This window comes from Flavobacterium sp. 38-13 (assembly GCF_001899155.1).
GTDB classification, from domain to species: Bacteria; Bacteroidota; Bacteroidia; order Flavobacteriales; family Flavobacteriaceae; genus Flavobacterium; species Flavobacterium lindanitolerans.
The window spans coordinates 20,324-43,992 of record NZ_MKVG01000010.1; the positions used below are offsets into that span (position 1 = coordinate 20,324).

Consider the following 23,669-nt stretch of genomic DNA (forward strand, 5'->3'; position numbering starts at 1 on the left):
TTGATAGAAATAAATAAAAAGTCGAAGCATTGCTTCGACTTTTTTATACTAATAAACCGGAATTTTTAGCCGCAGATTAAAAGGATGACACAGATTTAAAGAGTTATCATCAAAAAGAAGATAAAAAAGAATATTCACTTCAATTACTTTCTTAGCGACACTGCGCCTTTGCGAGCAACATTTTTACACAAAGATCCGGAGTCCCAATAGTGGCAATAATCAATAAATCAATTCCTCCACATTTTTTTGAATGTTTTCAGAAATCTTCTGTGTTGGCAGGTCATTCGGGTCATTTCCGAAAGGGTCTTCAATTTCTTCTGCAATAAGCTCCAAACTCGCCAGTACATAAAAGATAAAAACAACTACAGGAATGACATAGTAGCCCAATTGGAAAACATAGCCAAAAGGTAATGTCAGTACATACGTAAAGATGAATTTTTTAATAAAGGCACTGTAGGAATAGGGAATAGGAGTGTTTTTGATTCTTTCGCAAGCACCACAGATATCAGTAAAAGATTGTATTTCGGCATTCAGGACAATGAGCTGGTCGCCGGTAATTTTCCCATCCTTATACATTTCGTTGATGCGCTGTATCATTGTTTTGGCTATCTGGTTAGGCTTGTGTTTGTAGTGGTCTTGTGATAAGGTTTTATCGTCAAAAAGTTCGTGGCTGATACTTTCCATCTTTAAATGCAGATTCAGTACAGAAGCATAGGCAGGGATGATTTTCTTGAAGAACTCTTTGTCTTCTTTATCCGTCAGCATTACGGACAGCTTTATAGCCAGATTACGGCTGTTGTTAACCAATGCGCCCCACATTTTTCTGCCTTCCCACCAGCGGTCATAAGCGGTATTGGTTCTGAAAACCAATAAAAGGGAGATGACAAACCCGAGCATGTTGTGCATTACCGTTATGTTTTTCACAAGGCTATTGGCAGACAGCTTCCAGTACTCCAATTCCAGATAGGCAATTCCGGCTGAATAGAGGGCGATAAGAATCATTATCCAGAAAAGCTTCCGGAAAGTATCGCCCTTATGAAAGTAGAAGATAAACGAAAGCCATTCTTTAGGGTTGTATGAAATCATGTATTTTGAGGTTTAAGGGTTCTTAACTGATATAGTTCCAAATATTCTTCTTTTTTGACATTTCGATAAAAGCCTGACGCAGGTTCTGATGTTCCGGTTTTACCATTGGTGCATCTTCTTTTAATAACTTAACGGCACAATGTCTGGCCAGTTGCAGGATTTCCCGGTCTTTTACCAAATCAGCTATTTGCAGGTTCAATACACCGCTTTGCTGGGTTCCCATAATATCGCCCGGGCCACGAAGTTTTAAATCAACTTCGGCTATTTCAAATCCGTCATTGGTTTTTGTCATCGTTTCCATGCGAATTTTACTGTCATTGCTTAATTTGTGTCCTGTCATCAGTATGCAATAGCTTTGTTCCGCACCACGACCTACGCGTCCGCGAAGCTGGTGCAATTGTGACAAGCCAAAGCGTTCGGCACTTTCAATAATCATAACACTGGCGTTTGGGACATTCACCCCGACTTCAATAACAGTTGTGGCTACCATAATATTGGTTTTGCCTTGCGAAAAGCGTTGCATTTCGGAGTCCTTATCGGCCGGTTTCATTTTTCCGTGTACAATGCTCACGCTGTATTTTGGCAAAGGAAAATCTCTTGAAATACTTTCGTAACCATCCATAAGGTCTTTATAATCCATGCTTTCAGATTCCTGAATCAGGGGATAAACGATATAAATCTGCCTTCCTTTTTCTATTTCGTCCCGGATGAATTTCCAGACTTTTAATCGGCTGGAGTCATAGCGGTGTACGGTTTGAATGGGTTTTCTTCCCGGTGGGAGTTCATCGATTACAGAAATATCAAGGTCGCCATATAAACTCATGGCCAATGTTCTTGGAATTGGTGTTGCCGTCATGACCAGAACGTGAGGAGGAATTTCGTTCTTTTTCCAAAGTTTGGAACGTTGTTCTACTCCAAAACGATGCTGCTCGTCAATAATAGCAAGACCTAAATTATGGAATTTCACTTTGTCTTCTAACAGGGCATGAGTGCCAATAAGGATGTGCAGGCTGCCATTTTCCAGTTCTTCATGAATGATTTTTCTATCTGAAGTTTTAGTGGAACCTGTCAGTAATTTTATATTTATATTCAAAGGTTTAGCCAATTCTACCAATCCGTTAAAATGCTGGTTTGCCAGAATTTCTGTAGGTGCCATAAGACAGGCCTGAAACCCATTGTCGAGTGCCAATAACATGCTCATCAAAGCCACAATAGTTTTTCCGGAGCCTACGTCGCCTTGCAGCAAACGGTTCATCTGTGCGGGATTTCCCATATCGTTCCGGATTTCTTTCAGTACTCTTTTTTGGGCATTAGTCAGGTCAAAAGGTAAATGATTGTTATAGAAATCATTAAAATAGATGCCTACTTTTTCAAAAGGATGCCCTTTGATCTTGTTCTTTCGAATCAGATTTTTTGTAATGAGCTGCAGTTGTATAAAAAACAATTCTTCAAATTTTAACCGGAATTGTGCTTTGGCCAGTAAGTCAGGGCTTTTAGGGAAATGGATGTTGAATAGCGCAGCGTTTTTCGGTATCAGCTTTAATTCTTCCAGAAGATAATTAGGCAGTGGTTCCTTAAAAGCGGCTTGTGTTTCAATAAAAAGCTGCTGCATGATTTTATTAATCGTGCGGTTTGAAATTCCTCTCTGGGTCAGTTTCTCCGTAGAAGGATAAACGGGTTGCATGGCAGAACGAAGGTTTTGCTCGTGTTCTGCAAGTAGTTCCATTTCGGGATGTGCCATATTGAATTGGCCATTGAATGAAGTGCATTTCCCAAAAATAACATATACGGTATTCAGCTTTAAATTTTCACGTATCCATTTTTGTCCCTGAAACCAAACCAGTTCCATTTCTCCCGTTTCGTCAACAAAAGTAGCAACAAGGCGTTTTCCTTTTTTTTGCTCAACGGTTTTGATGTGGATAATCTTTCCAATGATCTGGACTTCAGCATTGGTATTCTGCAGTTCGTTTATTTTGTAATAACGTGTGCGGTCAATATATCGGTTTGGGAATAAATTTATCAGGTCTCCATATTTGTGAATGCCTAATTCTTTGCGAAGCAATTCGCCGCGGGCTGGCCCGACGCCTTTTAGATATTCAATAGGGGTTTCTAATAAATTGTTTTGCATTGCTATATGAAAACACGAATATAAGCCATTAATTGAAAACTATAAAATGGTATTTTGATTGGAAAACAGATTCCTCAATTGCGGTTTTGATTTATGAAAGTAAGATTTTGGCTAAAGAAAATGATATATTTGAAATTTAGAAATAGGAATCAAAATTATGGCAAAACCTATATATATCCTGGGAACAGGTCTTTCACATAACGGTTCGGCAGTTTTACTCAAAGACGGGCGTGTTTGTGTAGGTATCGAAAAAGAACGTTTGAGTCGCAAAAAGCATGATGGAGGTAATGACACGCTGGCAATACAATATTGTCTGGATGCTGAAGGAATAGGACTAGATGACCTTACCCTTGTGGTTCAATGTGCCAATTTTGACATCCCGAACCGGAATTATTTTAAAGGAGAGCGGATTTTTTCAGGTCATGAAAAAATCGAGATTATAGATATTTCTCATCATTTAGCCCATGCCTACAGCGCGGTAGGAACTTCTCCTTTTTCGAAATGCAATGTGATGGTAATTGATGGTTGTGGAAGCCCGCTTGAGCAGTTTTTAAAGTTGCATCCCGAGCAGGAGAAATACATTGCTCCTGAATATTTAAATGAGGTAAGGATGCTTTGTGAAAAAGATAGCTTTTATCATTTTGATGGACAAAAGCTAATGCCTCTGGTTAAGGATTTCAGTTTGATGTCTAGTCAATCAGGCAACTTTTCACTACCTACGACCCAACATTCAATAGGCGGTTTTTATGCCAGTGTTAGCAATTATGTTTTTGGCGACATGGATGATGTAGGCAAATTAATGGGATTGGCTCCGTATGGAAAATCCGGCATATATGATTTTGAGGCTTTTGAATTTCAATCGGGAAATTTATTTGTTAAGGAAGATTGGAAGAAAAAATTTGATAATCCGTCAACCGGATATGAATATTTTAAAGAACATTTTGAATACTATGCCAACATTGCACGCTGGGCACAGGAACAGGTAGAAAAGGCTGTATTGCAGTGCATCCATAACCGGTTGGAAAAGTTTCCCCATTCCAATCTTTGCTATACCGGAGGTGTAGCACTTAATGCCGTGGCCAATGCAAAACTGCAGGATTCCGGGATTGTCCACGAAATTTATTTTGAGCCTGCTGCAGGAGATAATGGTCTGGCTTTGGGTTGTGCTTATTATGGCTGGTTGGAATATCTGAAAATGCCAAAAATGCCTCATGATGGCAGCACCTGTTTTGGGAGGCCATATTCTGAAGCAGAAATTGATGCTGCATTCCAAAAAGAAGAAAACAAAAAATATATCCCGAAAAGAATAACCAATGAAGAGGAGTTGTTGGATTATTGCGCAGCAAAACTAAAAGAAGGTAAAACCATAGCCTGGTTTCAATCCGGTTCAGAGTTTGGGCCAAGAGCTTTAGGGAGGAGGAGTATTCTGGCACATCCCGGTATTGAAAAAATGAAAGACCATATTAATCTGGATATTAAGTTTCGGGAAGATTTTCGCCCTTTTGCACCGGCCGTATTGAAATCTAAAGTTGGTGAATATTTTGAATCGGCACGTTATAGTCCGTATATGATTCTGGTTGACAGAACGCGTGAAATACATTATAAAGAATTAAAAAATGTCACGCATGAAGATGGTTCGGCCCGGGTACAAACCGTAGAAGAAAGCTGGAATCCCAGGTTTGCCAAGCTTATAGAAGCCTTTTATAAGAAGACAGGTATTGCCGTTTTGCTTAATACCAGCCTGAATAAGAAAGGGATGCCTATAGTTGAAACGCCAGAAGAAGCACTCTATTTGTTTGGAATAACAGACCTTGATGTGCTGGTTATGGAAAATACGGTGGTCGAAAAATAATTAGCTTAGCGACTCAGCGCCTTTGCGTGCAATTTTCTCTCGCAAAGGCGCAGAGTCGCAAAGATGGAGAAGTGGGATAGTTCTTTCTTTCTTTCTTTCTTTCTTTCTTTCTTTCTTTCTGTTAGCTTATTCCAGAGTTTTTAATAGTTCTAAGGCGGCAGGCGTATTCATGCGTTGCAGTTCGGCTATCATCAGTCTTTTTTGTTCGTCACTTATGGTGGCTTCCGGTTTTACAAATCCGTCAGGTTTGGCTTCTTTGAAAAATAATTCGTCCGTCCATGCATTTCTTAACCCGTCAATAACTAAATGAATGCGGTCTTCCTTACCGCGATTGGCAACAGAATGTGTAAAATTAGCGTCAATATACCAGCATTCGCCTTCGTTCATCACTAGCCGGTTTCCATCCAAAATAAATTCGACTTCGCTGTTGGTAATTACCGGGATATGCAGTCGGAAACACCCATCTTCATAACCAAGGCAGTTGTCACTATGTGGTTTCACTTCGGCACCCACAGCCAGTCGTAATAAACGAACAGCTGTTTTTTCAAATAGTAAACTATTAAGGATTTCCTGGAAATAGGTACAGGAATTTAAAATTTCGGTAGGTACCAGTTTTTCAGAAACGGGCGAGGCATAAATCTGGTCTGATTTTCCATTTTCAGACATTAGGGCTATGGAAGTCCATTCGCCTGTATAATCCCTGGCATTATAATGGGCCGTCCAATTTTTATCAATAATTTTACTAAGGTCGTTTTTAAGCCTTTCGGTATCAAAAAACAATGGGAATTTTATGGAGCGTACTAAATTTTCCATGGTGCTATTCTCTTAACCATTTTGTCATTACAGGAAAAGCCTGCTTTCCTTCTTTCAGGGCACGTTCTTTTCCATAAGCCAAACCTGCCCATTCCAGCAATGGCAATCCGATATAATTCTCACTGTCGAAATTAGAAATCAGCCACTCAGAATTATCCTTATAGCCATTAGGATGAAATATAAATTCTACAGGCAGTTCTATATGTTTTACAGCGGCATATGACCAAAGCATGGCCGCAATTTCTTCTCCCTGTGTGGGCCATTCCGGGGCCATTTGTTCCGTTCCTGCAACATTTCTTTCTGCCGGAGTTGTAACGGCCAAATGCCCTGCTTCATGTAACAGGTCGCCGGGATATTTTAGCTTTTCATAATCCACATAGATAACTCCGGGCCCCAAAGCCAATCCGGGAAGGAAAGTACTGTCATCCAGTTTTTTTTCAGTAACCGGTATACCAATTCCCTCCAGGAATTGAACCGTTTTTTGCAAATCAGGATTTTTATCAACCATAATTATGATAGGTTTTCGCGATACAATATAGCAAATCCATCGCAATCCGAATCAAAAAAGTTCTTCAGAAAGGAACAGCAATTGTTTCTGAAACCTTCGTAACTTTGAAATCAAGATATTTTTAAAATGAGACGATTATTATATACTTTCCTTCTTGTTCCTTCTTGTCTTTTTTCACAGCAGTTCCAAAAGGTTGATTTTAAAACCTTAAATGCTACGCTTGCTTTAGATGCATCCCATAAAAAAATATCGGGACAAGTGACCTATATTTTTGAAGTACTTTCAGCCATTGACACCATCCGTATTGATGCCAGGAATATGGCTTTTTCAAATCTGAAGGTTAACAATGCCGTTACGGAATTTAAAAATTCGGGTAAAGAATTGCAGCTCTACAAAGGCTTTAAGAAAGGGAAAAATACGTTGACATTTGAATATGAAGCCATTCCTAAGCAAACGCTATATTTCATAGGAGAAAAAGAACACCTTCAAATCTGGACACAGGGACAAGGGAAATATACCAGCCATTGGCTACCGAGTTTTGACGATGTAAATGAAAAAGTCGTCTTTGGATTGAGTATTTCATACGACAAAGATTTTGAAGTCTTGTCTAATGGAAAATTAAAAAGCGTGTCGGATAAAGGAAATGAAAAGCAATGGGAGTACCAGATGGAAAAGCCCATGAGTTCCTATCTGGTCATGCTTGCTATTGGAAAATTTGCAAAACAAACCGAAACGGCAGCTTCCGGTACGCCTTTGGAAATGTACCTTTCTAAAGAAGATACTTCAAAATTTGAATATACCTACAGATACAACAAGGCTATTTTTGACTTTCTTGAGAAAGAAATTGGAGTCAGATATCCATGGGGAATTTACCGTCAGGTTCCTGTAAGAGATTTTTTGTATGGCGGAATGGAAAATACCACAGCGACTATTTTTTCCGAGGATTATGTGGTGGATGAAATAGGTTATAATGATAGGAATTACATAAACGTAAATGCCCATGAACTGGCCCATCAATGGTTTGGAGATTTAATTACGGCCACTTCCGGAAAACATCATTGGCTTCAGGAAGGATTTGCGACCTATTATGCCTTGCTGGCAGAAAGAGAGTTGTTTGGTGAAGACCATTTTAACTGGCAGCTTTATGAAATAGCGGAAAGGCTGCAACAGGCCTCAAAAAATGATACGATTCCGCTGCTAAATGAAAAAGCAAGTTCGCTGACATTCTATCAAAAAGGAGCCTGGGCTTTGCATGTACTTAGAGAAAATATAGGCGCTAAAAACTTTAACAAGGCCGTTAAAAAATACCTTGAAAAATATGCATTTAAAAATGTGAATACTGCCGATTTTTTGGAAGAAATCAATGCCGTTTCCAATTATGATACCAGGAGATTCCAACAGGTTTGGCTTGAACAATCCGGATTTGAAGTAGCAGAAGCTTTAGGAATATTGAAGAAAAATAAATTCATTGAACAATATTTAAATGTACTTTCAATGGCAGAAAAGCCTTTGGCGGAGAAACAGCAGGTCTTTGTGGAAATAATAGTATCTGATGTCTATTATCCGGTAAAGGAAGAAATACTTTTTCAGTTACAATCTGTAGATTTTTCTGAAAAGGAACCTATTATCAGACAGGCCATGCAGTCAAACAATATTAAAGTAAGGCAGGCTGTAGCAAAAACACTCAACCAGTTTCCGGAATCATTCAGGCCTGATTTTGAAACTTTTTTGGATGACAAATCGTATGTGACAAAAGAAATTGCCTTAAATGTTTTATGGTCACAGTTTCCGGATGACCGTGCCAAATATCTTGACAAATCCCGTAACTGGATTGGCATGAATGATAAAAATCTTAGAATCCTGTGGCTCACAATGGCTTTGGCAACAAAAGATTTTGAGCCTGAACACAAACCTGCTTATTATGATGAACTCTTAGATTATACTTCACCTGATTATGAGAGTTCAATTCGACAGAATGCCATTACCAATCTTTTGTATATAAACGGGAATGACACAAATGTTTTAAAAGCACTCGTCAATCCGCTGACACACCACAAATGGCAGTTTTCAAAATTTGCAAGAGATAAAATACGGGAACTGGCCAAAAAAGAACGCTACAGATTGTATTATTTAGAACTTCTGTCATCATTGCAGGATAATGAGAAAGCTATTTTGGAAAAATTGTTAAATCCATAGGATTGTTAAAGTTCGTCTCAATTTGACAGAATAACATTATTTTTAGAGAAAACATTTGAAGAATTTATGCGAGCATTAGTCATTTCGGGTGGAGGAAGCAAAGGGGCATTTGCTGGTGGCGTGGCCCAATATCTCATGAAAGAAAAAAATATTGATTATGATTTATTTATAGGGTCGTCAGCAGGAAGTCTTTTGATTCCGCATTTGGCTTTAAATAGAGTAGACAAAATATTTAAGTTGTGTACAAATATTGACATGAATAAAATTTTCAGTGTTAATCCTTTCATCGTTAAGCATAAAAAAAACCAGGAAGTGATTACAATTAATCACTTTAATGTTATTATGCAGTTTATGAAAGGCAAACGCACTTTTGGTGAAAGCAAGAACCTGAAAAATTATATTGAAGACAATCTATCCAAGGAAGAATATGATCAATTACAAAATTCTTCAAAAGAAATTGTTGTGGCCGTTACCAATATCACTAAAAACTGTGTGGAGTATAAATCCATATTAGAATGCTGTTACGAAGATTTTTGCGATTGGATTTGGATATCCTGCAATTATATTCCGTTTATGAGTCTTGTGACTAAAAACAGGTTTGAATATGCCGATGGTGGAATATCTAATGTTATCCCGATACAGGAAGCAATTAATCGTGGTGCAACTGAAATAGATGTCATCGTATTGGAAACAGAACAGAATACGTCAGAAAAAGTTATTGGAAAAAATCCATTCTCACTCACTATTGATTTGTTCGGGACAATTATTGATCAGGTAGAACGCAAAGATATTATTATTGGAAGGTTGGCTGCAGCCGCTAAAAATGTCAAGCTCAATTTTTATTATACGCCCACTAAGTTGACAGATAATCCATTGGTGTTTAATAAAAAGTTGATGCACGATTGGTGGCATCAGGGCTATGAATACGCTAAAAACAAGAGCGAGACTATGAGCCAGATCCAGATATGAAAAAAGCCTCAAATTTTGAGGCTTTTTTTATTTTTACCAAAGTCCGCCGACTTCGTCTTTTATATAGGCTAACGCATTGTTGCTAGGGGATTGTTTTTCCAGCAATTCATTTAACACCGCTTCCCGTAATTTATTGGCAGTATCGACTTCAGGATTTAAAGCTACTTTTCGAATCATCTGGATTGTGGCATTTTTTGCAGTTGTGATGATAGTCCAGCACTCGTCTGACAGATAGATCTGTTGTGTAAGATTGTGTTCAAATTCATTTTCAATATGCATGACAACCAGATTTTGATAGTCCATTTTGTCACTTGAATTTGGTGCAATACGGATTAACAGGTTGGATGGGTTGATTCTTTCTAAAAACAGGGCCATTCTTTCATAAGCCTGTAATCGGATTGGAAGGGCACTTTTTTGCGCATCTCTTTGTATTAAATATCTGCGGCGTCCTTCTTCGTTTTTTGTGTGTAGTTTAAAAAAGTAAAAAGCTACGCCTCCTGTTATTACTGCAGGTAATGTATAGCTTAACAGCTCAATTATTTTAGTTGTGTCCATAGAATTTATTTAATGAAAGCAAAAATAGAATAAATTGAGTATAGTTTATTTATTTATTAGTTGATAGTGCATAGTTGATAGTGTATAGTTGATACGTAGAGGTTCAGTTAAATAGTTTTTATTTTGAATTGTTATAAAATTGATTTTTATTTAAATATTTGTATTTTTATATTTTATAATATAACTTGAATTTAAAAATAAATTAATTTATGAAAAAAAATCTACTGTTTTTAACTTTCGGATTATTGATGTTGTCCGGAATAAAAGTTCAAGCCCAAAATGTACTTACTGTTTTTGATGAGATTTTATTTTATGACGGGTATGCCGCAGTCGTAAATTTTCCGACTCCCGATGGTGTTATTCGACATAGAAATGATCTGTATGCCAAAAGAATTAATGGAGGATTACAGATGCCTTATGGATCTTCCATGACTATTGAGGTAACAATTAAGGCGGCATGTGATAATTATGACCGTATAGGAAATGTGAATCTGGTATTGGCTCCAAAAGGATTGGTGAGTTATAATCCTGATAACGTAAGACGAATAGAATTAGGCAGGTTTATCACACCTTTTATGAATAAAAACAGGCAACCGGACGAAGTTCCGTATACTTTTTCTGCAAATAATCTGTCACAAATATTAAATGATCCGGGTTTAAATGCATCTTGTGATTTTTGGATGGAATTGGAAGTTTTTGGAGTTCCTTATGCTGCAAATACTCAGGTTGCCGGATGTTCCGGGAGGAATGATGTATTTTTTGGAACCTTAAAGCTTATTTCAGAGGGTACATCAACAACTTCGCTGCCTGCTTTTTTACTTCCGTTGAATTTCAAAAAGAATTTGAATAATTATAATGAAAATGCTACCGATGTTGTAGGTCAGACTGTTAGGACAATAAATTTTAACCTTCCTAATTCTATCACAGATGCAAAATTTTATCTGATAACTTCAAATCATGGTGCTAACAGCGGAGGAGAGGAATACAATAGAAGATTACATTATATCACATTTGACGGCACTCCGGTATTGACTTACCGTCCCGGAGAACCTACTTGTGAGCCTTATAGAATTTATAATACACAAGGTAACGGCATTTATGGAGCTGCACCAAAAACACCAGAGCAATGGCAGTCATTTAGTAACTGGTGTCCGGGTTCTGTTATTCCAATCAGGGAGATTTCTGTAGGTAATCTGAATGCCGGACAGCATTCTTTTAAGATTGAAGTACCGGATGCTGTTTTTGTAGGAGGCGAAGGTTACTTCCCCGTTTCGTTATACCTGCAGGGAACAGGACAGGCTCTTGATATAAAAAAGTTTGAGTCCAATGTCTATAGCCTCTTGCCAAACCCGACAAGAAATGTGGTGGCAATAGAAACGAATCAGGAGGTGAAGGGCTATGCTGTTTTTAGCCTTTTGGGACAAGAAATTTTGAAAGGAACCGGTAAAATGATCGATTTGTCAAAGGCTGCTCAAGGTACTTATCTTGTTCGGATAGAATTTATGAATAACGAAATTGCCACTCAAAAAATCGTAAAACTATAGATAAAACGGAATAATTATTATTGGGATATAATCTGCTGTTTTTCTTCCAAAATCCAATTATTTTTCTACAATCTAAATGCGTATTTTTGCAAGAGAAAAAGAATAAAAATGCAGCATTATATAAGCCAGCTTAATGAAGCCCAACAGGCGCCTGTACTTCAGAAAGACGGGCCAATGATTATTATTGCAGGAGCAGGTTCTGGGAAGACAAGAGTATTGACCATTCGTATTGCGTATCTGATGCATCAGGGTGTTGATGCTTTTAATATCCTGGCCCTCACGTTTACGAACAAGGCAGCACGTGAAATGAAAAAGCGTATTGCCGATATTGTTGGATCGAGTGAGGCAAAGAACCTTTGGATGGGAACTTTCCACTCTGTTTTTGCAAGAATTTTACGTTCAGAAGCGGACAAGCTTGGTTATCCTTCTAACTTTACGATTTACGATTCTCAGGATTCCGTAAGGTTAATAGGTGCCATTATCAAGGAAATGCAGTTGGATAAAGATGTTTACAAGCCAAAACAGGTATTGGGACGGATTTCATCTTATAAAAACAGCTTGATAACTGTCAAGGCTTATTTTAATAATCCGGAATTGCAGGAGCAGGATGCCATGTCAAAAAAACCGCGTCTGGGTGAAATCTATCAAAATTATGTAGACCGTTGTTTTAAAGCCGGTGCTATGGATTTTGACGACCTGCTGTTGAAAACGAATGAATTGTTGACTCGTTTTCCGGATGTTCTGGCAAAATATCAGGATCGTTTTCGTTATATTCTGGTGGATGAGTATCAGGATACCAACCATTCTCAATATTTGATTGTACGTGCCTTATCAGATAGGTTCCAGAATATTTGTGTTGTTGGAGACGATGCACAGAGTATTTATGCTTTCCGCGGAGCCAATATTAACAATATCCTAAATTTCCAGAAGGATTATGACGGAGTAAAAACCTACCGTTTGGAACAGAATTACCGTTCCTCAAAAAATATTGTAGAAGCGGCGAATTCTATTATTGACAAGAACAAAACAAAACTGGATAAGGTGGTTTGGACTGCCAATGCTGACGGACCAAGGATAAAAGTACACCGAAGCCTTACAGATGGTGAAGAAGGAAGATTTGTTGCCAGTGAGATTTTTGAAAAAAAGATGCAGCTTCAAATGATGAACGGGCAGTTTGCCATTTTGTACCGTACGAATGCGCAGTCACGTGCTATGGAAGATGCTCTCAGAAAACGTGATATTCCTTACAGGATTTATGGAGGGCTGTCCTTCTATCAAAGAAAGGAAATCAAGGATGTACTTTGCTACCTGAGGTTGGTTATCAATCCAAAGGACGAAGAGGCATTGGTACGTGTAATTAATTATCCGGCCAGAGGAATAGGAGATACGACTGTTGAAAAACTGACAATTGCAGCAAATCATTACAAGCGTTCAATTTTTGAAGTAATGGAACATATCGACAAAATCGATCTTAAATTGAATTCGGGAACGAAGTCAAGGATACAGGATTTTGTCACAATGATTAAGAGCTTTCAGGTCATCGACCAGAACCATGACGCATTTTATCTGGCCGAGCATGTAACCAAAAAGACCGGACTGATTCAGGAACTGAAGAAAGATGGCACACCGGAAGGTATTGCAAGGCTTGAAAATATTGAAGAATTGCTGAATGGTATCAAAGATTTTATTGAAGGTCAGAAAGAAGTTGACGGGGCAAGAGGAGCATTGTCTGAATTTTTGGAAGATGTTGCTCTCGCAACTGATTTGGATAAAGATACGGGAGATGATGACCGTGTAGCCTTAATGACCATTCACCTGGCGAAAGGACTTGAATTCCCGTATGTTTTTATTGTGGGAATGGAAGAGGACCTGTTTCCAAGCGCTATGAGTGTCAGCACACGAAGTGAATTGGAAGAAGAAAGAAGGCTTTTTTATGTGGCACTCACCAGAGCAGAGCACCAGGCTTATCTGACCTATGCCCAGTCACGTTATCGCTGGGGAAAATTAATGGATTCTGAGCCATCACGATTTATAGATGAAATTACGGGCGAATATTTAGAATATCTAACCCCTGCAGAAAGCAATTATCGTTACAAGCCGATGATTGACATGGATATTTTCGGTGATGTAGACAAATCAAAGCTGAGGTTGTCAAAACCGGTTAATGGCACACCACCAAAAAGATACGATGACGACGAACCTTCACCTAATCTGAATATTCGAAAGTTAAAACCTGTTGCTTCTAATCCGCCAACAGGTTCAGGTAGTTCAGCATCAGATACTAAATTGAATGTTGGCAATATTGTGATGCACGAACGTTTTGGAAAAGGGCAGGTGCTGAATATTGAAGGTGCCGGAGCAGACAAAAAAGCAGAAATCAAATTTGAAGTAGGAGGCATTAAGAAATTATTGCTTCGTTTTGCAAGACTTGACATATTGTCGTAACTTTAAATAAGATACGAAGCTATTTGTTTCAAGATAAACTTTGTGTCCTTGCGGCTTTGCATGAAATAGTTTCTCGCAAAGTATTTAAGTTCCCCAAATCACTAACTTTAAATATAAAATGACAGCATATGGCTCAGTTTATTAAAATATACCCTCAGAATCCGAATGAAAAAGAAATCGCGAAAGTGGTCAAAGTACTTCGGGATGGAGGATTGGTGATTTATCCAACGGATACGGTTTACGGACTCGGATGTGACATTACCAATACGAAAGCATTGGAACGCATTGCCAAAATCAAAGGTATCAAACTGGAAAAGGCTAATTTCTCATTTGTCTGCCATGATTTGAGCAACCTTTCTGATTATGTGAAACAGATCGATACTTCTACATTCAAATTATTGAAAAGGGCATTACCGGGACCGTATACTTTTATTCTTCCGGGAAATAACAATCTTCCAAAGGAATTCAAGAAAAAGAATACAGTAGGTATTCGTGTGCCTGATAATTCGATAGCGCTTGAAATTGTAAAACAGTTAGGAAACCCGATTGTGTCTACATCCATTCATGATGATGATGATGTGATAGAATATACCACCGATCCGGAATTGATTTTTGAGAAATGGCAAAATATTGTGGACGTAGTAATAGACGGAGGTTATGGCGATAATCAGGCTTCTACCATAATCGATTTATCCGGAAGCGAACCTGTAGTAGTCAGAGAAGGGAAAGGAAGTATAGATATTTTATAATCTGTGTGGGTTTTTTCTCAAAATTTTGGCTGTTGCGATAAATAATTGCTAAATTAGCAGTACCAATTAATAAGAATCCTACTAGTGATAACGATTTATACCATATGCTATTCTTAATTTAAATATTTAATTGGTTATTAATAAAAAAAATTAGGGATACATAAAAAGCAGGCTTTTGGGCCTGCTTTTTCATTTACTCTTTATTCTGATGGCTTATTGTTTTGCCGTCATATTTTTCATTTCTTTTTCGATCATATCATAGAACTGGTCGATTTTTGGCAATACCACAATTCTGGTTCTTCTGTTGATCGATCTGTTTTCAGCTGAATTATTATCAACTAATGGAATGTATTCGCTTCTTCCCGCAGCAATCAATTGTTTTGGGTTTACGTTCAATTCCTGTAATACACGGATGATTGATGTAGAACGTTTTACGCTCAAATCCCAGTTATCAAGCAAAACTCCGTTTGATTTATAAGGAACATTATCAGTGTGTCCTTCAACCATACATTCAAAATCAGGCTTGCTGTTTACTACTTTAGCTACTTTAGCCAATACTTCTTTGGCCCTGTCACTTACAACATAGCTACCGCTTTTGAAAAGAAGCTTGTCTGCAATAGAGATGAAAACCACTCCTTTTTCAACGTTAACCTGAATATCCGGATCACTGATACCAACAGAACTCTTTAAGCTGGTTACCAAAGCCAATGTTACAGAGTCTTTTTTCGTTAGGGCATCCTGAAGACGTGTAATTTTTAAGTCTTTTTCTTTCAGGCTCTCCAATGATTTTTCAAGATTTTCAGCTCCTTTTGAAGATAAGGTAGTCAGGTTACCCATATTGTTGATCAAATCAGAATTGTTCTTTTTCAGGAAATCGATTTGATGCGCCAATGCGTCTCTCTCTGTCAAACAGGTATTCAATTTTACTGTGGCAGTGTTTAGTAAATCTTGAATTTCTTTGTTTTTAGCTTCTAATTCAGCAATCTTCTTTTTTGAACCACACGAAGTCAGCGTGAATGCTGCAATCGAAAGTATAAAAATGACTTTTTTCATAGGTTTCGGTTTTAAAATTTTAACAAATTTAAGGATTAAAAATAGGGTTTCAAGTTTAACAAGTATAAACTATTGTTAAAATTTGTTTTCAAAAATCTTGCCTTTTTTGACAAAATAGTGGTAGGTGATGCTTTTGATTTTGTAGTAATTGTCGTATTGTTTTGATTCTCTTTTGTTTAAGAATCGGAAAAATTTTAAATAAAAATAAAAATGAGCTTTGAGGATTGCCCACAGATGGGAGAACTTACCTTCCGTCATAAATTTAACTCCGGCAAGCCCATCTTGTGCAAGCCGCAGGAAAAGGACAGGGAAGAGCTTATTTTTTGGCAGATTTTTGAGCATCATCCAAAGCGAATTGCGGAAATTAAGGAATGTTTTATGTGGATTTGAATCTTTTAAAGTCGCACCGCCCACATGGTATACTGTAGATTTTCCACAATATTTTACTTTTAGATTTTGATTGAAAGCACGCCAGCAAAGATCAATTTCTTCCTGATGGGCAAAAAAGTCTTCATCAAAGCCATCTAAGTTTCTGTAGATTTCTTTACGTATAAAAAAGCAGGCACCGGAAGCCCAAAAGATATCAATAGTATCATTGTATTGACCCTTATCTTTTTCCAATGTCTGGAATATCCTTCCTCTGCAGAAAGGGAAACCGTATTTGTCAATAAATCCGCCACCGGCACCGGCATATTCAAACATTTGCTTGTTTTTGTAGTCTAATATTTTGGGCTGGATGATAGCTGTTTCGGGTTCGCTGTCAAATAAATCGATTACAGGTGTCAGCCAATTTTCGGTTACTTCAATATCAGAATTCACCAGGGCATAATATTCTTCTTCTACAAACCGGAGTGCCTGATTGTAACCTTTGGCAAAACCAAAGTTGTCTGTATTTTGAATAATTTTGACAGACGGGAAAGTATTTTTTATAAAAGTAACAGAATCGTCTGATGAGGCATTATCAGCTACATAAATAGTGGCCTCGGAAGAGAATCGCACAACGGAAGGCAGAAATTCCTCAAGCAGTTTTTTTCCGTTCCAGTTGAGTATGACGATTGCTGTTTTTTTCATGACTGTTGTTTGCTTCATCTAATTGAAAGCAGGAAGTTCTTTTAGAAAATTATATTTTTCGTTTTGATAATCCATCTGGCAAAAATAATGATTGAGTCCATTTGTTACCATTAAATATTCCGACTCCAGTACCATATTATAACGGGCAATCTGGTCGAAGGTGGTTTGGTTTATGACAATATCTGTTGATTTGCATTCTACTAACAGAAATAATTTGCCATTGGGTTGGAAGACTACTACGTCATAACGTTTTACAAGTCCGTTAATTTTGATGACCTTTTCTACGTTAATATACGATTTCGGATATTTTTTTTCCTGCAGCAGGTATTGTACTACGTTTTGACGAACCCATTCTTCCGGTGTCAGGATAATAAACTTTTTTCGGATTTCGTCAAATATGGAAATCCGTCCTTCCGTATTCCTAAACCGAAAATCATAGGAGTTGAAATTGAGTTGCTGCATGAATGCAAAGTAACAAAATTCTGGTTTAAAAATTCATTACGAATCCACATCCCAACTGTTTTCCATTATAGAATGGAGCCATCATTACTGTAGATTTGGTTTCCTTTTCTCCAAAAAATGTTCTTTTGATGTAAGGATGGAGCCAATAGGCTACTTTGGTACTGAGGATTCCTATTCCGGCTCCGGCAGCAACATCAGTAAGCCAGTGACGATCGTTGTAAATACGGAATAGCCCGGTTCCTGTAGCTATCGCATAGCCTGTAATACCATACCATATGGAGACATCTTTATATTCCTGCCATAAAAATTCAGCCCCGGCAAAGGCAGTAGCTGTATGTCCGGAAGGAAAAGAGTTGTTGGAACTTCCATCAGGCCTTTCAACCTTGGTGATGCCTTTGAGGCTTAATACTGTTCCACTCATTAGCAGATAAGATGTGCCTAAAATAATAGAACGGTCTTTGAAGTTGTGTTTTCCTTTGATTCCTAAAGCATTTAAACCATACACAGATACAAAAGGGGCATATTGCGTAAAGTCATCTATGGTTATTTTTTTATCAATATCTTCATTAACTTCTTCTTTGATTTCAGAGTTAAATCCTTTGAGCCAGTCGCTTTCTAGTCCAATAACACCATATCCTATCAGGGCTCCCGGTATAATTAAGGATTTGTAGTTAAATTTCAGGCTGTCTGGTTTTAAGACCGGGATAGAATCTGTTACGTTTTGTTGGGCATAAGTCGCTATTGCATTGCAGACAATATATAGTAGCACGATTTTTTTAGACATAATTTAAGATTATGAAGGTTACTTTCAGATTTAACGTAACAGGAGAATTTTAATTGAGAGCTTATGACTACTTTAATCAAATCTTAAGGATTGGATTTATGAACTTTTTTTGCCTGCTATTTTCAATCTTAAATATTTGTACATTTGGCATTGAAATAGGATGTAGAATGTAATAAATAAGTAATATTCAGAAGAATATTGAAGCATTGATGTATTAATTGTATTCTGCCAATTTGTAAGCAATGAGGATTCAGGACTATGAATTATAAGCAATATCCCGTACATCCGGCCCTTAAAAACTGGATCCGTTATTTCTGGAGTTATGATGTTTGCACATCGGCTACAGAAGCTTTGCATATCCGTTCTTTTGCTGACCGTTATCCACGACTTGTTTTTCAGGATATTTGTTCATTTTCGCCTATCAAAGATGCCCAAGGCACTATAAAGCCCATATGTTATTTGAGCGGCGTAGATACTCAGCCAACTGATGCTTATTGGGAGAGTCATTTTTCTCATTTTGGGGTAAGTTTCCAACCGCATGCTTTACATTTCCTTTTTGGTATAAATGCTGCTGAACTGACCAATCAGACGCCTGATATCCAGCTCCTGGACAAGACTGAAATCCCAGTTTTATTATTAAACGCTAAAAATCACCTTGAAAGAGTTTCGATACTCAGCGAATATTTTTATAAAAGAATATCGAAATCAAAAGGTGATGTGGTTATTGACCATCTTTTCCTTGGAAATTGGGCAGATCGTTTAGATAATGAAAAAAATCTGGCAACAATTGCTTCTCACTATCAGATTTCTGAACGGCAGCTGCAACGCAGGTTCAAACAAAATGTGGGTGTGTCTGCCCGAAAATTTGCCAGGGTTGCAAAATTTGAAAAGTCATTACCGGCCCTGTCTTTGACAGATTATGGGAGCCTTACCCAATTGGCCTATGATCTTGAGTATTCAGATCAGTCTCATTTTATAAAAGATTTTAAATTATTTTCCGGCCTTTCTCCTTATGAATTTGTCAAGCAATCCAGCCTGGGTTCTGAAAGTGCCTCCTTTATTTATATTGAAGAATTGGCCTGATGTCGTTCTGATACAATTCTGTTCGCATTTCTGATTTTAATTTTGAAAAAGAATTCTGTTTTAACCCAAAGATAGATTTATCTGAAACAAATCTTTAAAGATTAAAATCATTAATTCAACTATGAAAAAAAGGAAAAAGAAAATTACTAGTTTGCTTATTTTGACTATGATATCGCTCGCTTTTACGGCATGTTCCAAGGATGATGGAGGTTCGGAAAATATACCAAATGCATCTACACATACATTGGTTTTGAAAGCGGAAACTTCTTCTGGTTCAACACTCAGCCATCTTTTATATGGATATGATTCCAACCAGACTACAGTATCGGGCCTGGGCGTGGCTACCTGGACAAGTTTGGAAATTGCTCTGCCGGAAAATGCAAGTGTAGTAAATTTTTCAGCGAATGGAGTAGGAATAGATGCTGCTTCAACATTAAAATTGCGGATATTTGTAGATGGTGTTTTAAAAAAGGAAGAAGTGGGAACGGGCACAATTTTGTCCGTTCGCACTCACCACAACCTCAGATAATATCATCGTTTTAGCTGGCAGCCACCTACACTGTCATGGATTTGGGACTTATTGCTGTTTTGGCAATAAGTTCTTTTTTTATATAATCATTAAAAGGATTTGAGAATAGGTCTAATCCCCCAAAAAAAACTCAAATACAAATAATGTGAGCTTTTGTATTTTTTTTGATAGTTCTGCTATTAAAGCCTTATTTTTGGTTTTTGATAAATACCAAATATAAAAGCAGTGGATGAGGTTGTAAAAATTGTCAATGATATTAAGGCAGGAAACATCAAGCCAATTTATTTCCTGATGGGCGAGGAACCTTATTATATCGATAAGCTTACGGAATATATGGAAGCAAACCTTCTTTCTGAAGATGAGAAAGGTTTTAATCAGACCGTGCTGTATGGAAGGGATGTATCTGTTGATGATATAGTTTCTACGGCAAAACGTTATCCAATGATGGCCGAACGTCAGGTAGTCATTGTAAGGGAAGCTCAAGAACTTTCGCGAAGCATTGACAAACTGGAAAGTTATGCTGAAAATCCGATGCCTACGACAGTGCTGGTCATTGCCTATAAATATAAAACGCTAGACAAAAGAAAGAAACTGACCAAGTTTTTAGATAAGACCGGTCTTGTATATGAAAGCAAGAAACTGTATGAAAATCAGGTAGGCGACTGGCTAAAGCGGGTATTGGTCGGAAAAAAATTAAATATTGAGCCTAAAGCTGCGGCAATGTTGGTTGATTTTTTAGGTACAGACTTAAGTAAAATAGCCAATGAATTGGATAAATTAGCCATTATTTTACCACAAGGCAGTACCATAACACCGGAAGTGATTGAAGAAAATATTGGTTTCAGCAAAGATTTTAATGTATTTGAACTCCGTAAGGCGATTGGCGAGCGTAACGTAAAAAAAGCCTATCAGATAGCACAATATTTTGCAGACAATCCGAAAGACAATCCACTGGTGTTAACAGTAGGCCAGACTTTTGGTTTTTTTGTCCAATTGCTCAAATACCATGGTTTGAAAGATCGTAGTCCAAAAAGCGTTGCTTCTGCTTTAGGTATTAACCCTTTTTTTGTGAAGGAATATGATGTGGCTATTAAGAATTACCCAATGAAAAAAGTGAGCCATATTGTGGCTTCTCTTCGGGATATTGATGTTAAAAGTAAGGGAGTTGGAGCCAATGGGTTACCGCCCGGTGATTTGATGAAAGAAATGCTGGCAAATATTTTCAGTTAAAAGAAGAAATTACCAATTTATAATTGATGCGTACTTTTTTAAAGTACGCATTTTTTTTACTCATTAGGAAAATAACCTCTTAATAAAAAAACACTCCAGGAAAACCTGGAGTGTTTCTGGACATTAAGATCTACTACCACCGCGATCTTAATAATTTGGGCATATATAGAACAAGAAGCCCTATTTCTATCTCTATCTGCTATATGCCCGATTTAAAAGAAACCTAAACTTAATCCAATTATTAATCTTGTTTGATTATCTTGATAGTCTTCATGGCATTATCAGCAGTTACTTTAACCATATAAGTACCGGCTGGCAGACCAGACATATCAATTTGTCCTTTGTCATTGTTTATTGTTCTTGTCATCACTTGCTGTCCGATAAGGTTGAATACGGCAACATCGCTGATGTTTTTGTCATAAGACAGATTCAGGATATTTTTAACCGGGTTTGGATATGCCTTAAAGGATGCCGCATCAAAATCAGGATTAGATAAAGAAACATCAACAGAGATGTTATCTATATAAATCTGAGCCCTGTCTGTGATTGAATAAGCATTGAAACCTAAATAATATATACCGCTGGCTTCTACTGTAAAAGTAGTAGACGATTCTAACTGAGAGTCGTTTACAATAGACGGATAATCAGCTAAATTCCTTGTCATCGCATTAAAATCTGCAGCAGTTCCGATGTTAACTTTCACACTTTCTACATAAGTAGTATTACCACTGTTAGCATATTGGAATTTCAGCGTATAGTTAGTTCCCGCTTCCAGTTGTACACCATTAGTATAGAACCACGCATTAGCCGGATTTGAAGAATTGTAACTGTAATTCAGTACTTTAGAGTTGAATCCACCTCTGTTGATATTGTCTGTTTTCCAGTTGTTACCCGTTCCGGCATTTTGACTTGAAGTACAAGCTGGCAATGCAGGTGTAGTTGCATCTTCAAAATCAATCAGATAAGGAACCGTTTGTGTTCCGCAAGCAGTTCTGAATGCAAATGGTCCAGCCCATGTGCTCTTGTCTCCGGAACCACAATCTCTGCGTACATAGAATTGATAAGCAGTATTGGCTGAAAGTCCTGAAATGGTGTGTTGGTTAGGTACCCCCGAAGCCATAGTTCCTGCACCTTGTGTAAATCCTCTTGGTCCGTACTCAATGTCGAACAAAGTTCCAGAACTTGTCCATGATAATTGTGCTGTTGCAGTTGTCAGGCTTCCTGCAATTCCTCCTGTTGGAGCAGGGCAGGATGGTGGAGTGATAACTTCAAAAGTATAATCTTCTGCTTCACCATTTCCTGAATTAAACGAACAGGCATCAGTTGGGTTGCTGTTGTTATAATCCATACGGATTCTCATTCTGTAGTTTCCTACAGGTGTCAACGCCGGAACGGTAATAGTTCCCGTAGCAGCAGCACCATAAGCAGTAGTGTTGAATACTCTTTCAGATGACTCAAAAGTCATGTTATTGTTCCAGTCAATCCAGATTGCAAAACCAGAACTACCAATGTAAGCTGCACTAAAATCAACAGAAGCACCTTCATACTGCTGTACTTTCATTCCAGTATTGTTAGAATAACCTCCGGTTCCAATAGTTGTACCTGTATTGTTTATGTTTGTTGCTCCACCGGTAGTCGTAAAACTACTAATGTAATAGCTTGTTGAGGTTGCAGCAGGCGTACAATAAGCAGTCGTAAAACGGAATGGTCCAGCCCAAAGGCTCTTGTCTCCGGAACCACAGTCTTTGCGCACATAGAACTGGTAAGCAGTATCTGCAGTTAAATCTGTAACACTGTATGGGCTTGTTACACCGGTACGTGTAGTTCCTGTGCCTTGTGTAAATCCATTTGGTCCGTATTCAACATCAAACAATGTTCCGTCGCTCGTCCAGGCAAGAAGTGCCGTTGTTGGAGTCATACTTGCAATGTTTAGATTTGTTGGAGGTATACAAGATGGCACAGCAATTACTTCAAGTGTATAATCTTCTGCTTCTCCATTTCCTGAATTAAATCCACAAGCGTCTGAAGGACTGCTGTTGTTGTAGTCCATACGGATTCTCATTCTGTAGCTTCCTATTGGAGTTCCAGCGGGAACAGTAATAGTTCCTGTAGATGATGCACCATAGGCTGTAGTATTGAATACTCTTTCGTCAGCATCAAAAGCCATGTTTTTGTTCCAGTCTACCCAGATAGCAAAACCGGAACCACCGCTGTATGCTGCGCTAAAATTGATTGTTCTGCCTTCAGATTGCTGTACTTTTAAGGTTGAGAAGTTGGAATAACCTCCGGTTCCTATTGCAGTACCTGTATTGCTAATGTTTACATATCCTTCTGTAGTAGAGAAATCTCTGATAAAGTAAGAAGTAGATGTAGCAGCTGGAAGACAGTATCCGGTTCTGAAACTAAATGGTCCAGCCCATGGACTCTTATCTCCGGAACCACAATCTCTACGCACATAGTATTGATAATTAGTATCTGATGTTAATCCTGTAGCATCATAAGGATTTCCTACAGAAGACATTAGTGTTCCTGTTCCTTGCGTGAAACCTGTAGGACCATATTCCACATCAAATACGGTTCCTTCACCCATCCAGGAAAGCTGTGCCGTTGTA

General features: G+C 37.9%; 19 protein-coding genes. 9 read left to right on the forward strand and 10 right to left on the reverse strand.

Annotated elements, in window-relative coordinates:
• Window positions 1-219: 219 nt before the first annotated feature.
• Together BGO88_RS06505 and recG are read right to left on the reverse strand one after the other, a co-directional pair.
• Window positions 220-1,086 (reverse strand): bestrophin family protein, encoded by an 867-nt coding sequence (locus BGO88_RS06505; protein WP_101472704.1) that lies wholly within the window; start codon window positions 1,084-1,086, stop codon window positions 220-222.
• 22 nt (window positions 1,087-1,108) lie between these two features.
• Window positions 1,109-3,214, reverse strand: coding sequence for an ATP-dependent DNA helicase RecG (gene recG, locus BGO88_RS06510; protein WP_286706349.1), 2,106 nt, complete (start codon window positions 3,212-3,214; stop codon window positions 1,109-1,111).
• A 157-nt stretch (window positions 3,215-3,371) separates the two neighbouring features.
• Between recG and BGO88_RS06515 the strand changes: the two genes are divergently transcribed.
• Window positions 3,372-5,066: a carbamoyltransferase family protein gene (locus BGO88_RS06515; RefSeq protein ID WP_286706350.1), complete on the forward strand. Its 1,695-nt coding sequence runs from the start codon at window positions 3,372-3,374 to the stop codon at window positions 5,064-5,066.
• 126 nt (window positions 5,067-5,192) lie between these two features.
• On the opposite strand, the gene BGO88_RS06520 is transcribed toward BGO88_RS06515, so the two are convergent.
• Entirely contained in the window at window positions 5,193-5,879 is a 687-nt protein-coding gene (locus BGO88_RS06520; RefSeq protein ID WP_286706351.1) for an aspartyl/asparaginyl beta-hydroxylase domain-containing protein, read from the reverse strand.
• A gap of 4 nt (window positions 5,880-5,883) precedes the next feature.
• On the reverse strand, window positions 5,884-6,387 hold the full coding sequence (locus BGO88_RS06525) for a hypothetical protein (RefSeq protein ID WP_286706352.1): 504 nt from the start codon (window positions 6,385-6,387) through the stop codon (window positions 5,884-5,886).
• A 126-nt stretch (window positions 6,388-6,513) separates the two neighbouring features.
• Here BGO88_RS06525 and BGO88_RS06530 point away from each other — a divergent pair, with 126 nt between their 5' ends.
• On the forward strand, window positions 6,514-8,583 hold the full coding sequence (locus BGO88_RS06530) for a M1 family metallopeptidase (RefSeq protein WP_286706353.1): 2,070 nt from the start codon (window positions 6,514-6,516) through the stop codon (window positions 8,581-8,583).
• 66 nt (window positions 8,584-8,649) lie between these two features.
• Complete coding sequence (locus BGO88_RS06535) at window positions 8,650-9,552, forward strand: patatin-like phospholipase family protein (RefSeq protein ID WP_056073150.1); 903 nt, start codon at window positions 8,650-8,652, stop codon at window positions 9,550-9,552.
• A 33-nt stretch (window positions 9,553-9,585) separates the two neighbouring features.
• Here the strand turns inward: BGO88_RS06535 and BGO88_RS06540 are convergent, their stop codons facing one another.
• Complete coding sequence (locus BGO88_RS06540; protein WP_286706354.1) at window positions 9,586-10,107, reverse strand: DUF7935 family protein; 522 nt, start codon at window positions 10,105-10,107, stop codon at window positions 9,586-9,588.
• Between the two features lie 209 nt (window positions 10,108-10,316).
• On the opposite strand from BGO88_RS06540, the gene BGO88_RS06545 reads away from it, so the two are divergent.
• From BGO88_RS06545 to BGO88_RS06555, 3 genes are all read left to right on the forward strand, one after another.
• Window positions 10,317-11,651 (forward strand): peptide-N-glycosidase F-related protein, encoded by a 1,335-nt coding sequence (locus BGO88_RS06545; protein WP_286706355.1) that lies wholly within the window; start codon window positions 10,317-10,319, stop codon window positions 11,649-11,651.
• Between the two features lie 108 nt (window positions 11,652-11,759).
• The gene (locus BGO88_RS06550) at window positions 11,760-14,096 is read left to right on the forward strand and encodes an ATP-dependent helicase (RefSeq protein WP_286706356.1); all 2,337 of its coding nucleotides are present in this window, start codon (window positions 11,760-11,762) and stop codon (window positions 14,094-14,096) included.
• A gap of 128 nt (window positions 14,097-14,224) precedes the next feature.
• The gene (locus BGO88_RS06555; RefSeq protein ID WP_056073159.1) at window positions 14,225-14,845 is read left to right on the forward strand and encodes an L-threonylcarbamoyladenylate synthase; all 621 of its coding nucleotides are present in this window, start codon (window positions 14,225-14,227) and stop codon (window positions 14,843-14,845) included.
• Window positions 14,846-15,058: 213 nt separating this feature from the next.
• On the opposite strand, the gene BGO88_RS06560 is transcribed toward BGO88_RS06555, so the two are convergent.
• The 4 genes from BGO88_RS06560 to BGO88_RS06575 form a co-directional block, all read right to left on the reverse strand.
• On the reverse strand, window positions 15,059-15,898 hold the full coding sequence (locus BGO88_RS06560; RefSeq protein ID WP_056073162.1) for an OmpA family protein: 840 nt from the start codon (window positions 15,896-15,898) through the stop codon (window positions 15,059-15,061).
• A gap of 75 nt (window positions 15,899-15,973) precedes the next feature.
• Window positions 15,974-16,969 carry a glycosyltransferase family 2 protein gene (locus BGO88_RS06565; RefSeq protein ID WP_286706357.1) on the reverse strand — a complete coding sequence of 332 codons (996 nt, stop codon included), beginning with the start codon at window positions 16,967-16,969 and terminating at the stop codon, window positions 15,974-15,976.
• Between the two features lie 18 nt (window positions 16,970-16,987).
• Window positions 16,988-17,431, reverse strand: a complete 444-nt coding sequence (locus BGO88_RS06570; RefSeq protein ID WP_056073165.1) for a type I restriction enzyme HsdR N-terminal domain-containing protein — start codon at window positions 17,429-17,431, stop codon at window positions 16,988-16,990.
• Between the two features lie 25 nt (window positions 17,432-17,456).
• Window positions 17,457-18,215: a phosphatase PAP2 family protein gene (locus BGO88_RS06575; protein WP_286706358.1), complete on the reverse strand. Its 759-nt coding sequence runs from the start codon at window positions 18,213-18,215 to the stop codon at window positions 17,457-17,459.
• A 258-nt stretch (window positions 18,216-18,473) separates the two neighbouring features.
• On the opposite strand from BGO88_RS06575, the gene BGO88_RS06580 reads away from it, so the two are divergent.
• The 3 genes from BGO88_RS06580 to holA all read left to right on the forward strand — a co-directional run bounded on the left by BGO88_RS06580 (window position 18,474) and on the right by holA (window position 21,057).
• Entirely contained in the window at window positions 18,474-19,298 is an 825-nt protein-coding gene (locus BGO88_RS06580; protein ID WP_277017389.1) for a helix-turn-helix domain-containing protein, read from the forward strand.
• Between the two features lie 166 nt (window positions 19,299-19,464).
• Window positions 19,465-19,827, forward strand: a complete 363-nt coding sequence (locus BGO88_RS06585) for a hypothetical protein (protein ID WP_286706359.1) — start codon at window positions 19,465-19,467, stop codon at window positions 19,825-19,827.
• A gap of 225 nt (window positions 19,828-20,052) precedes the next feature.
• Window positions 20,053-21,057, forward strand: coding sequence for a DNA polymerase III subunit delta (gene holA / locus BGO88_RS06590; RefSeq protein ID WP_286706360.1), 1,005 nt, complete (start codon window positions 20,053-20,055; stop codon window positions 21,055-21,057).
• Window positions 21,058-21,298: 241 nt separating this feature from the next.
• Here the strand turns inward: holA and BGO88_RS06595 are convergent.
• Window positions 21,299-23,669 (reverse strand): GEVED domain-containing protein (locus BGO88_RS06595; protein WP_286706361.1); only part of this gene is annotated, 2,371 nt, incomplete at its 5' end.